The 12,398-nt window shown below is 66.7% G+C and carries 11 protein-coding genes; 9 read left to right on the top strand and 2 right to left on the bottom strand.

Translation table 11 applies throughout. From position 1 onward, the window contains the following. The first annotated feature begins 18 nt into the window (after positions 1 to 18). From AC3WN8_RS01375 to AC3WN8_RS01335, 9 genes are all read left to right on the top strand, one after another. Positions 19 to 1,668 (top strand): electron transfer flavoprotein-ubiquinone oxidoreductase, encoded by a 1,650-nt coding sequence (locus tag AC3WN8_RS01375; protein ID WP_492667577.1) that lies wholly within the window; start codon positions 19 to 21, stop codon positions 1,666 to 1,668. A gap of 16 nt (positions 1,669 to 1,684) precedes the next feature. Further along, on the top strand, positions 1,685 to 3,295 hold the full coding sequence (locus tag AC3WN8_RS01370) for a tetratricopeptide repeat protein (RefSeq protein WP_492667576.1): 1,611 nt from the start codon (positions 1,685 to 1,687) through the stop codon (positions 3,293 to 3,295). Positions 3,296 to 3,306: 11 nt separating this feature from the next. Then, the gene (locus AC3WN8_RS01365) at positions 3,307 to 4,137 is read left to right on the top strand and encodes a 4-(cytidine 5'-diphospho)-2-C-methyl-D-erythritol kinase (RefSeq protein WP_492667575.1); all 831 of its coding nucleotides are present in this window, start codon (positions 3,307 to 3,309) and stop codon (positions 4,135 to 4,137) included. A 38-nt stretch (positions 4,138 to 4,175) separates the two neighbouring features. Further along, positions 4,176 to 4,934: an enoyl-CoA hydratase/isomerase family protein gene (locus tag AC3WN8_RS01360; RefSeq protein WP_492667574.1), complete on the top strand. Its 759-nt coding sequence runs from the start codon at positions 4,176 to 4,178 to the stop codon at positions 4,932 to 4,934. After that, complete coding sequence (locus tag AC3WN8_RS01355) at positions 4,931 to 5,653, top strand: N-formylglutamate amidohydrolase (protein WP_492667573.1); 723 nt, start codon at positions 4,931 to 4,933, stop codon at positions 5,651 to 5,653. Before AC3WN8_RS01360 ends, AC3WN8_RS01355 begins: the two co-directional genes overlap by 4 nt. A 30-nt stretch (positions 5,654 to 5,683) precedes the next feature. Then, positions 5,684 to 7,405, top strand: a complete 1,722-nt coding sequence (ilvD, locus tag AC3WN8_RS01350; protein ID WP_492667572.1) for a dihydroxy-acid dehydratase — start codon at positions 5,684 to 5,686, stop codon at positions 7,403 to 7,405. A gap of 25 nt (positions 7,406 to 7,430) precedes the next feature. Next, positions 7,431 to 7,823: a hypothetical protein gene (locus tag AC3WN8_RS01345; RefSeq protein WP_492667571.1), complete on the top strand. Its 393-nt coding sequence runs from the start codon at positions 7,431 to 7,433 to the stop codon at positions 7,821 to 7,823. Next, positions 7,820 to 9,232 (top strand): NAD(P)H-hydrate dehydratase, encoded by a 1,413-nt coding sequence (locus tag AC3WN8_RS01340; protein ID WP_492667570.1) that lies wholly within the window; start codon positions 7,820 to 7,822, stop codon positions 9,230 to 9,232. The genes AC3WN8_RS01345 and AC3WN8_RS01340 overlap by 4 nt, the downstream gene beginning before the upstream one ends. Positions 9,233 to 9,317: 85 nt before the next feature. Beyond that, complete coding sequence (locus AC3WN8_RS01335) at positions 9,318 to 10,517, top strand: class I SAM-dependent RNA methyltransferase (protein ID WP_492667569.1); 1,200 nt, start codon at positions 9,318 to 9,320, stop codon at positions 10,515 to 10,517. A gap of 114 nt (positions 10,518 to 10,631) precedes the next feature. Here AC3WN8_RS01335 and AC3WN8_RS01330 read toward each other — a convergent pair whose 3' ends face one another. Beyond that, entirely contained in the window at positions 10,632 to 11,051 is a 420-nt protein-coding gene (locus AC3WN8_RS01330) for an MAPEG family protein (RefSeq protein WP_492667568.1), read from the bottom strand. A 67-nt stretch (positions 11,052 to 11,118) separates the two neighbouring features. Beyond that, entirely contained in the window at positions 11,119 to 12,312 is a 1,194-nt protein-coding gene (locus AC3WN8_RS01325) for a type III PLP-dependent enzyme (RefSeq protein ID WP_492667567.1), read from the bottom strand. Positions 12,313 to 12,398: the final 86 nt, after the last annotated feature.

Raw genomic sequence — 12,398 nt, 5'->3', positions numbered from 1 at the left:
CCGCCCGGAGGGACGGGAATGAGCGAACGGGAATCGATGCCTTATGACGTGGTGATCGTCGGTGGAGGGCCTGCGGGCCTCGCCGCGGCGATCCGTCTGAAGCAGCGCGCGGCGGAAACGGGCAGCGAGATTTCGGTCTGCGTGCTCGAAAAGGGTTCGGAAATCGGCGCGCATATCCTGTCGGGTGCGGTCGTCGACCCCAAGGCGCTCGACGAACTTCTGCCCGACTGGAAATCGAGCTGTTCGCTTGCGCAGACCCCGGTGACCGAGAATCATCACTGGGTGCTGACGGCCAACGGCAAATATGAATTCCCGCATATCCTGATGCCGCCCTTCATGAACAACAAGGGCACCTATACCGGCTCGCTCGGCAATCTCTGCCGCTGGCTGGCCGAGCAGGCCGAAGGGCTGGGCGTCGAGATCTTTCCCGGATTCGCCGCGGCGGAGATCCTGTTCAACGAGGACGGATCGGTGAAGGGTGTCGCGACCGGCGATATGGGCGTGGCGCGCGATGGCACGCACAAGCCCGATTATCAGCCGGGCCTGGAGCTCCATGCGAAATACACTTTCTTCGCCGAAGGCGTGCGCGGTCATTTGACCAAGGAGCTCAAGCGGATCTTTGATCTCGAAGCGAATTGTCAGCCGCAAGTCTATGGAATCGGCCTGAAAGAGCTTTGGGATATCGATCCGGCCAAGCATGAGGCCGGCCGCGTGATCCACACCCAGGGCTGGCCGCTCGGCGATGCCTGGGGCGGCGGGTTCCTCTATCATCAGGCCAATGGCCAGGTCGCGCTCGGCTTCGTCGTCGCGCTCTCCTACAAGAATCCGCACCTTTCGCCGTTCCAGGAATTCCAGCGCTGGAAGACGCATCCAGCGATCCGCGCCATCCTGGAGGGCGGCAAGCGCGTTTCCTATGGCGCGCGTGCGATCAACGAGGGCGGCTGGCAATCGGTGCCCAAGCTGACTTTCCCGGGCGGCGCGCTGATCGGCTGCTCGGCCGGCTTCGTCAACGTGCCGCGGATCAAGGGCAGCCATACCGCGATGAAGTCGGGCATGCTGGCTGCCGAGGCGGCGTTCGACGCGATCGCGGCCGAGCGTGCCGGCGACGAACTGACCGTCTATCCAGAGGCGCTCGAGAAGAGCTGGATCGCCAAGGAACTCAAGATGGTCCGCAATGTCGAGCCGGCGGTCGCCAAGTTCGGCGGCACGGCGGGCACGCTGATCGCGGGCGCCGATATGTGGATGCGTCAGCTCGGCATCGGGCTGCCCTTCACATTCGGTCATACGCCAGATCACGAGAAATTGTGGCGCAAGGATCAGTGCGAGAAGATCGACTATCCCAAGCCCGACGGTGTTGTCAGCTTCGACCGGCTGTCCTCGGTGTTCCTGTCGAACACCAATCATGAGGAGGATCAGCCGATCCATCTGACGCTCAAGGATGCGGATATCCCGATCTCTTACAATCTGCCGCTCTATGACGAACCCGCGCAGCGTTACTGCCCGGCGGGCGTCTACGAGGTCGTCGGGCAGGACGAGGGCAATCCGCGCTTCCAGATCAACGCGCAGAACTGCGTGCATTGCAAGACCTGCGACATCAAGGATCCGACCCAGAACATCAACTGGGTGGTGCCCGAGGGCGGCGGGGGCCCCAATTATCCGAACATGTAGTCGCCTTGCCGCAGCATTGCTGCTGAGTGTGTGCGCGGTCGCGCCGGCCGCTGCGACGCGTGGCGATGCGGAAGTGATCGGCAATTATGTCCGCGCGCGGCTGGCCGATGCGGCGGGCGCGCCCGAACAGGCCGCGCCCGGCTATGCCGCGCTGCTGGCCCAGCAGCCCGACGATTCGGCTCTGGCGTTGCGGGCCTGGCGCGGCGCGATGGCGGCGGGGGATATGGCGCTGGCATCGCGCGCGGCGCGGCTCCTCGATGCGCGCGGCGTGCTGCCGGCCGAAGGCCGCCTGCTGCTTGCCGCGGAAGCGATCGCCACGCGCGACTGGGCCAGGGCGCGGCTCGCGATCGACCGGATCGAGGAGGAGCAGGCATTCGAGTTCCTCGCGCCGATCCTGCGCGCCTGGGTCGATCTCGGCGCCGGGGACGGCCCGTCGGCCGCACGGCTCCAGGGGCGGCTTCCGGGCCTCACCGCCGCCTATGGCGGCGAGCAGCGCGCCTTGCTGCTGCTTGCCGAGGGCAAGGTCGAGGGCGTGGAGATATTGCGCACCATGAGCGGGGGCGGCCCCGGCATCTCGCGCGACGCGGTCCGTATCGCCGCGGCCTCGCGATTGGCGGGGCTGGGCGATCGCGATGCGGCGCTGTCGTTGCTGAGCGCCGACGATGTCGACCTGCATGCCGCGCATGGCCTTGCGGCGAAGCGTAGGCTTCCGGGAGCCGTGGTGACGGCTTCGGCCGGCGCATCCCTGCTGCTGGTGCGGCTGGCGGAGGATATCCAGCGACAGCAGCCGACACCGCTTGCGCTGTCGCTCGTCCGCATCGCGGGGCTGCTCGATCCGCGCAGCGATGCGGTCAACCTGCTCGCCGCGTCGATGCTGGCCGCCGACGGCCGCAGCGCCGGGGCGCTGGGCGCGCTCGATCGCGTCAATCCCAAGGGCCCGTGGGTTTCACGCGTCAACGATGCGCGCGTCCAGCTTCTCGCCGAACGCGGCGAGGGGGATGCCGGGCTGGCCCTTGCCACGCGTGCGGCGCATGCCAGGGATGCCACCGCGCAGGATTGGATCAGGCTTGGCGGCGTGCAGAGCGGTATGGGTCGTCATGCCGACTCCGCCCAATCCTATGCGCGCGCCATCGAACTGACCGGCAAGGATGGAACCGAGCCGGGCTGGACCCTGTGGCTGCTCAAGGGCGGCGCCTATGAACAGGCTGGCGACTGGGCCAATGCCCAGCCTGCGCTGGCCAAGGCGGCGGCGCTTGCACCCGACCAGCCTGCGGTGCTCAACTATCTGGGTTATGCGCAGCTCGAGCGGCGCGAGAATCTGGAGGAGGCCGAGCGGTTGATCCGGCGGGCGAGCGAATTGCGCCCCAAGGACAGCGCGATCACCGATTCGCTCGGCTGGGCCTATTATGTCCGCGGCAATTTGCCCAAGGCGATCGAGACGCTGGAGCGCGCGGTGCGGGGCCAGCCCGATGAACCGACCATCAACGAGCATCTCGGCGACGCCTATTGGGCGGCGGGCCGGCGCATCGATGCGCGCTATGCATGGCGCGCGGCCTTGCTCGGTGCCGACGGGCCGGGATCCGAACGGTTGCGCACCAAGATCGATCTCGGCCCACCGGCGCCCTGACCGGATCGACCATGCACGAAACCGCCTGGGCGAAGGTCAATCTCGCACTTCATGTCCGCACCCGTCGTGCCGATGGCTATCACGACATCGAAAGCCTGTTCGCTTTCGCGAATTCGGGTGACGTCCTGACGGCGACGCTCGACGACGGGCTCTCGCTGACGATCACCGGTCCTTTCGCAGCCGGATTGTCGAATGGGGACGACAATCTGGTTCTGCGCGCTGCCCATGCGCTTCGCGATGAAGCCGCACCCGACCGGGGCGCGCGGATCGCGCTCGATAAACAACTACCCGTTGCGGCTGGAATCGGGGGCGGTTCTGCCGATGCCGCCGCGGCGCTCCGCCTGCTCGCCCGGCTTTGGGCCATCGAGGATGACGCGCTGCTTATGCGGATCGCCGCGGGGCTCGGTGCCGACGTCCCCGCCTGCCTGGAAAGCCGAACGCTCAGGGGGGAGGGGCGCGGTGACCGGCTCGACCTGCTCGATGATGCGGCGCTTTTCGGCGTGCCAATCCTGCTCGTCAATCCGCGCATTGCGCTCGCCACCGCGCCCGTCTTCAAGCGGTGGGACGGGATCGACCGTGGCCCGCTCGCACATGGCGCGCCGCTCGCCGCCGCGCGTGCCGGGCGTAACGACTTGGAGCCGCCCGCGATCGCGCTGGTTCCGGAAATCGGTGGGCTCGTCGCCGCGTTGGCAGAGGCGCCGGGGGCGACACTTGCGCGCATGTCCGGCTCGGGCGCGACCTGTTTCGCGCTGTTCGCCGATGCCGGCGCGCGCGACCGGGCTGCGGCGGCGATTGCGGCGCGCTGGCCCGGCTATTGGCAGTTGTCGGCGGCGTTGCGATAGGCGTGACAATCACCGCACGGAAAGGCAGAGACGAAGACATGTTCGATCTTGCGCAAGACGGGCGTGTCGCCCGCATCAGCCTGAACCGACCCGAGGCGCGTAACGCTATCCGGACATCCGACTGGTCCGCGCTCGCGGAGGCCGCCGAGCGGGCGGTGGCGGACGGCGCGCGCTCGGTTATCATACGCTCCGCGACCACCGGCATCTTCTGCGCAGGGGCCGATCTGGTCGAGCTGGAGGCGCTTCCGGGCGATTCCGCCGGGCAAGCCGCGATGCGCGGCGCGATGTGCGATGCGCTCGATCGGCTTGCCCGATTGCCCGCCGCGACGATCGCTGCGATCGATGGCGGCTGCTTCGGCGCAGGCGTCGCGCTCGTCATGGCATGCGACCTGCGCGTTGCCGGCCATGCCGCGCAATTCTCGATCCCGCCCGCACGGCTGGGTATCGGCTATCCGCAGGAAGATGTCGCCAGGCTGGTGGCGCTGGTCGGCCCGGGGCAATCCGCCCGCCTGATGCTGACGGGCGAGCGGATCGGCGCCGACGAGGCGCATCGCATCGGCCTGATCGAATTGACCGCCCATAGTGCGCATGGCGCCGTCGGCACATTGGCCGCGCTGTGCGCCGAATCCTCCCCGGCCAGCGTCGCGCTGCTCAAGCGCGCCATTGCCGCGGCGGCAGGGGGCGAGCGGTCGGGGGCCGCGTTCGACGAGGATTTCGAGCGCGCGTTCGACGGCGCCGATTTTGCCGAGGGGATCGCGGCCATGCGCGCGCGGCGTTCGCCGGATTTCGGCGCTTGAACCCGCGTTTCGTCGCCGGCGATCCCGATTCGGGCCTGCTGATCATCGTCGATCACGCATCCAACCATGTGCCCGACGACATCGCGCTCGGTATCGATCCGGCATTGCTCGACCAGCATATGGCGATCGATATCGGTACGGAGGCGCTGTGCGACCTGCTCGCCGATCGGCTTTCCGCGTCGGCGCTGCTCGCCACCGTTTCGCGGCTCGTCATCGATCTCAATCGGGAGGAGGATGCGCCAGGCCTGATCCCGCGTGCGAGCGACGGCCATGCGATTCCCGGCAATGCGGATCTTGGCGATGCTGATCGCGACGCGCGAATCGAGCGTTTCTGGCGACCATATCATGCCGCGATCGATCGGGTCGTCGGCGAGATTCGTCCACGCATGCTCGTCTCGCTCCACAGCTTCACGCCGCGTCTGACCAGCGATCCGGACCAGCAGCGCCCCTGGGAGATCGGTGTGCTCTACAATCGGGACGAGCGCGCCGCGCGCGCCGCGATTCCGTTGCTGGAGGCCGCCGGCGTCGCCACGGGAGACAATTTTCCCTATTCGGGCAAGGTGTTGAACGCGACGATGAACCGCCATGGCGAGGGCAGGGGATTGGCCTATCTGGGGCTGGAGGTCCGCCAGGACCTGATTGCCGACGCGGCCGGCGTGGCGCGATGGGCTGAAATTCTCGCACCTATAATTGCAAATACGCGCAACACACTTGCGTGAATCGTCCTTTTGAGGAAATAGGCCTGCGCCATGACCCATGTTTTTGACAAATCCAGACTCCCCAGCCGCCATGTGTCGGTCGGACCGGAGCGTGCGCCGCACCGCAGCTATTATTATGCGATGGGGCTGACCGAGGAAGAGATCGCCCGGCCGTTCGTCGGTGTGGTGAGCGCCGGCAATGACAGCGCGCCCTGCAACACCGCGCTCGATGCACAGGCAAATATCTGTCGCGAGGGTGTGAACGAGGCGGGCGGCATGCCGCGGCGTTTCAACACGATCACCGTAACTGACGGCATCGCCATGGGGCATCAGGGCATGAAAAGCTCGCTGGTCAGCCGCGAAGTGATCGCCGATTCGATCGAGCTGTCGGTCCGCGGCCATTGCTATGACGCGCTGGTCGGCTTTGCCGGATGCGACAAGTCGTTGCCCGGCATGATGATGGCGATGATCCGGCTCAACGTGCCGTCGATCTTCGTCTATGGTGGCTCGATCCTCCCCGGCACCTATCAGGGCCGCGACCTGACGGTGCAGGATGTGTTCGAGGTGGTGGGGCGCTACAGCTCGGGCTCGTGTCCGCTGTCGGAATTGAAAGCGATCGAGAAGGCGGCATGCCCGGGGCACGGCGCCTGTGGTGGTCAATATACTGCCAACACCATGGCCTGTGTCGGTGAGGCGATCGGATTGTCGTTGCCGAACAGCAATATGGCGCCTGCACCTTACAAGGCGCGCGATGAGATCGCGCGCGCCGCCGGCCGTCAGGTGATGGAGCTTCTGGCACGGAATATCCGCCCGCGCGACATCTGCACACGCGAAGCCTTCGAGAATGCGGCGCGGATCGTGGCGGCAACGGGCGGATCGACCAATGGCGGCCTGCACCTGCCCGCAATGGCCCATGAGGCGGGGATCGAATTCGACCTGTTCGATGTTGCGGAGATATTCAAATCAACGCCTTATCTGGCAGATCTGAAGCCTGGCGGGAATTATGTCGCCAAGGACATGCATGACGCCGGCGGCGTCTACATGCTGATGAAGACCCTGCTGGCCGAGGGCCTGCTCCATGGCGATTGCCTCACGGTGACCGGGCGCACGCTTGCCGAGAATATCGAAGAGATCACCTGGAACCCGGATCAGAAGGTGATCTACGATGCGCGCACGCCGATCACGCCGACCGGCGGGGTCGTCGGCCTGCGCGGCAGCCTGGCGCCCAATGGCGCGATCGTGAAGGTGGCGGGCATGCATCGCCTCACGTTCAGCGGTCCGGCCCAGGTGTTCGACTGCGAAGAGGATTGCTTTGCCGCGGTCGAGGCGCGCCAGGTCCGCGAAGGATCGGTGGTGGTGATCCGCTATGAGGGGCCGAAGGGCGGCCCCGGCATGCGCGAGATGCTGTCGACCACCGCCGCGCTCTATGGCCAGGGCCTGGGCGAAAAAGTCGCGCTCATCACCGATGGCCGTTTCTCCGGCGCGACGCGCGGATTCTGCATCGGCCATGTCGGTCCCGAAGCCGCCGAGGGCGGCCCGATCGCGTTGATCGAAGATGGTGACATCATCACGATCGATGCCGAGGCCGGCACGATCGACCTCGAGGTCGCGGATGACGTGCTCGCCGCACGGCGCGCCGACTGGCGGCCGCGCGTCAACGACTATCAATCGGGTGCCTTGTGGCGCTATGCGCAGAATGTCGGTCCGGCCTATAAGGGCGCGGTCACCCATCCTGGAGCGAGCGCCGAAACCCATGTCTATGCGGATATCTGATCGGGCTTTCGGCGTTGCCGCATCGATGATCCTGGCGGCTGCGCTGGGTGCGTGCAGCGGCGATCCGACCGCAAATCAGTCTGCGCTTGCCCAGGCCGAGACCCAGGCACGTTCGGAAGCCGCGGACGACGGCAAGATCGACTGCAAGCCCGCCGGTGAAACGGCATTCCTGCGCGCCTGCGACATCGAGCGGAGCCGCGACGAGGACGGCGCGGTGATCCTGACCATCCGTCATCCCGATGGCGGCTTTCGGCGGCTGCTGATCGCCAATGACGGTCGCGGTGTCGTTGCCGCCGATGGTGCGGAACAGGCCTCGGTCGCCACAATCTCGCCGCGCGAGATCGAAGTGGCTTTGGGCGGTAACCGCTATCGCCTGCCCGCCACCGTCAAGCCCGGCGCCGTCGCGGCCGGACAATGACCGCTCAACGCCCGATCCTGACCGCCGCCGCGATGCGCGCGGCGGAGGACCGGGCCATTCGCGCCGGAACCTCGGTCGACATGTTGATGGACCGCGCCGGTCGTGCGGTTGCCGATGCCGCCTGGCGTTTCGGTGGTGGCCGGCCGATGCTGATCCTGTGCGGCCCGGGCAATAATGGCGGCGACGGCTATGTCGCGGCGCGTTATCTGAAGGCACGGGGCGCCAGGGTGCGGGTGGCGGCCCTTGCCGATCCGCGCAGCGACGCCGCGATCCGCGCGCGCGCCGGCTGGGACGGACCGGTCGAACCGATCGCCGATGCCGCGCCCGCGCCGGTGCTGATCGATGCGCTGTTCGGTACCGGCCTGTCGCGGCCGCTCGATCCCGCTGTGGCCGATCCGCTGGCGAGCCTCGCCCGCGCCGCGCATTTCAGTCTCGCGGTCGACTTGCCCAGCGGTCTCCAGACCGACACCGGTGCGCTGTTCGCGCCAGTTCCGCGCTTCGATGCGACGCTTGCGCTCGGAGCGCTGAAGCCCGCGCATCGTCTTCAGCCCGCCGCCGAACTGTGCGGCGCTGTGCTGCTCGCCGAGATCGGGGTGCCGGCATCGACGCATTGGCATGAGGTGGCTCGTCCCGAACTCGCCGGGCCGGGGCCGCAGGATCACAAATATACGCGCGGCATGGTGATGGTGATCGGCGGCGGCATGCCCGGCGCCGCCCGGCTTGCCGCGACGGCGGCTTTTCGCGCGGGGGCGGGTATGGTCCGGCTCTATGGTGCGCAGGGCGGGCCGGACGCGTTGATCTGCCGCACGATCGACGAGGTTCCGGCCGGATTGGCGGATCCCCGGATCAACGCCGTGCTGGTCGGTCCGGGCATGCCGACGGACGATTGCGGGCGGAGCCTGCTCGATCCCGCGCTCCAGTCGGGGCATCCGCTGATCCTCGATGCCGGTGCGCTTCGCCTGGTCGGCGGGATCGGGGTCGAGCGGCTGGCCGATTTGCCGGCAATGGCGATCCTGACTCCGCATGACGGCGAATTCGAAGGGCTGTTCGGCGGAGCGAGCAGTGATGGCGTGAGCAAGGTCGACCGCGCGCTCGCCGCGGCCGAGCGTTCGGGCGCCGTCGTCGTCCACAAGGGCCCCGACACCGTGATCGCCGCACCCGACGGCCAGATCGCGGTCGCACCGCCCAATTCGGCCTGGCTCTCGACCGGGGGTACCGGAGACGTGCTGGCCGGCATCATCGCGGCCATGCGCGCACGCGGACTGGACGCGTTCGCCGCCGCAAGCGCGGGCGTATGGCTCCATGCCGAGGCTGCCCGCCGTGCCGGCCCGGCATTCATTGCCGACGATCTGGCACCACAACTTTCCGGCGCGCTTACGCAATGTCTCGGCCCTTTGAAAAGAGCCTGACTGGCTTCGCCGAACCGGCATTTCACGCATTTCGACGGAAGCGCAAAGCGCTTCCACCGCAATCGATCACGCTCTAAGTGGGGCGATGACCGAAGCTTCTGAAATCGTTCGTATCGCCGCACGCGGCGACGGGGTAACCGCCGATGGGCGTTTCGTGCCCTTTGCCGCGCCCGGTGACGCCGTGACGTCGGATGGTGTCATCCTGAGGGGAAACCACCATAATCTGCCGCAATGCGCGCATTTTCCCGAATGCGGCGGCTGTCAGCTTCAGCATCTCGATGACGAGAGCTATGCCGGCTTCGTCCGCGATCGCATCACCGTCGGCCTGGCGGCGCAGGATATCGCCGCGCCCGATATGGCATCCGTCCATCTCTCCCCGCCGCGCGCACGGCGCCGTGCCAGCCTGAGGGCCGAGCGGCGAGGCAAGCGCGTGCTAATCGGATTCAATGCCGGTGCCAGCCATCGTATCGTCGACATGGTCGATTGCGCGGTGCTGCATCCCGCCCTGTTCGCGCTCGTCGCGCCGCTGCGTGGATTGCTCGGGCATGTTCTGCGCGACAAGCGCGTGGCGAATATCAGGATGACGCTGGCCGATCAGGGCGTCGACCTGCTGATCGACGGCATCGAGGCCGATGGCCTCGCCGCCAGCGAGGCGCTGACCGCCTTCGCCGCGGCGAATGCGCTGGCACGGTTTGCGATCGATGATGGATATGGCCCCCAGACGCGCTGGGAGCCCGATCCGGCGACAGTGACGCTTGGCGACGTGCCCGTGCATCTGCCGCATGACAGCTTCCTCCAGGCGACCGCGGACGGGGAAGGGGTGCTGACCGCTGCCGTGATCGACGCGGTCGGGGATGCGCCAATGGTTGCCGACCTGTTCTCGGGGCTTGGCACCTTCGCCCTGGCCCTGGCCGGCCCGCGCAAGGTTTACGCCGCAGAGGCTGCGCGCGATGCGGCCGGTGCGCTCAAATCGGCTGCCGGGCGCGCGCTCCGTCCGGTCTTTGTCGAGCATCGCGACCTGTATCGCCGTCCGCTCACGACGGCCGAACTCGATCGCTTCGGCGCGATCATCCTCGATCCGCCCCGCGCCGGCGCCGAAGAGCAGGTCAAGGCGCTGGCCGGATCGAAGGTGCCGCGCATCGCCTATGTCTCGTGCAATCCCGCCACATTCGCGCGCGATGCTAGGCTGTTGGTCGCCGGTGGCTATCGGCTGGAACGGATCACGCCGGTCGGCCAGTTCCGCTGGTCGACGCATGTCGAACTGGCGGCTGCGTTCGTGCGCTGAGCGGAGGCGGCGCTTAGAGTGATTTCGAGGCAGGTGGAATCACCTGCCGGCTCGGAAATCACGGTCAATAAGGAAATTTTGAGTCTGTCCGGTTCAATCTGAACCGGACAGACTCTAGAACACGATCAACGCCGCACGAACCGCGAGCGCCGCCAGCACCAGAGTACCGAGCACGAAGACGACGAAACGGACCATGATCTGGTTGACCGTCACCTGCACCAGGCTGTGGAGTACCCTCAGGCCCATATAGGCCCAGGCGATCTGGGCGTTCAGGCCGTCGCCGGCGCCGAGCAGGGCCAGGGTCAGCGCGATCGCATAGAAGATCGTCGGCTGTTCCATCAGATGATTGTAATTGTCCGCTTTCCAGCGGACATCGGGCGGCAGGATCGCGGTCAGCGTACCGGGCGGCACCGTCGGATCCAGCTTGACGTTCAGCCGCTGCATCGCGGGAATGCGTGTGGCATACATCCACACCCACATCACCAGCGACCACAGCACCAGCGCCACGACGGGCGCGAGGATCTCGCTCTTCATAGGAAAACACCCCTCCTTCGTTATGAAGGAGAGGGTGCTTCAGACCGTTTCAGTCGTCAAACGAAACTCAGTTGCGCTTGAGCGTCACCACCGAGCTGCGGCGGGGTTCCTCGACAAGGGTGTAGAGGCTGGCCATGGGCTCGTCCTCCGCGATCACCGTGCCGACCTCGCCAAAGCCGTTAAAGGCGGTGCGCATCGCGCAGCCATAGGCGCCGAGCATGCCGATCTCGATATAGTCGCCGGCTCCGGTGTCCGCGGGCAGCATGAACGGGCCGGTCATATGATCGAGATCGTCGCAGGTCGGCCCATAGAAGCTGAAGGCCATATTGCGCGTGTCGCTTTCATCCTCGCGGATCAGCTTCACGGGAAAGCGCCAGCCGACATGCGCCGCATCGAAGAGTGCGCCATAGGCGCCGTCGTTGATGTAGAGCTCGTCGCCGCGCCGCCGCTCGACGCGAACCAGCAGGCTCGCATATTCGGCGCAGAGCGCACGGCCGGGTTCGCACCAGAGCTCAGCCGAATAGCTGATCGGCAGATCCTCGAACGCGGCATGGATCGCGGCGAAATACGCTTCGAGCGCCGGCGGTTCCATGCCCGGATAGACCGAGGGGAAACCGCCGCCGACATCGACCAGGTCGACGGTGACCGCCGCCTGCACGATCGCGGCGCGAACCTGCTCCATCGCTTCGGTATAGGCGCGCGGCGTCATCGCCTGGCTGCCGACATGGAAGCAGATGCCCAGTGTGTCGGCGGCCTGACGGGTTGCCATCAGCAATTCCGACACCTCGGACGGCGCGGCGCCGAACTTGGACGCCAGGCTGAGCTTCGAATGGTCCGACGACACGCGCAGCCGCACGGCGAGCGTCAGGTCGCTCGCATGTCGCGTCGCGCGCATGATCTTGTCCAGCTCTTCGAGCGAATCGAGCGAGAAGGTCTTCACGCCGTGCGTGAAATAGGCCTCGCGGATCGCTTCCTCGGCCTTGACCGGGTGCATGAAGCACAGTTCGGCCTCGGGCAGCGTCTTCGCAACCATCCGCACCTCGGAAATCGAGGCGACGTCGTAATGCGTGATTCCGCTATCCCACAGGATCTGGAGCAGATCGGGTGAGGGGTTCGCCTTGACCGCATAGAGTGACCGCCCCGGAAACTTCTCCACGAAGAAGCGGGCGGCACGCTCTGCGGCGTGCGGACGAATGAGCGTGACCGGCTGAACCGGACGAAGGGCGGTCGCTAGCCCCAGCGCGCTATGATGCTTGTGCAACTCAAGGGACCTCCAATGGGTAGTTCACGAAGAGCTGCCTTGCGGTGGAAGTCCCATGGGGCAGCGGGAAGCGCGATATATGTGGG

Source organism: Sphingobium sp. FW305-3-2-15-F-TSA7 (assembly GCF_058787155.1).
This window is presented reverse-complemented; position numbering and strand designations above follow the sequence as displayed.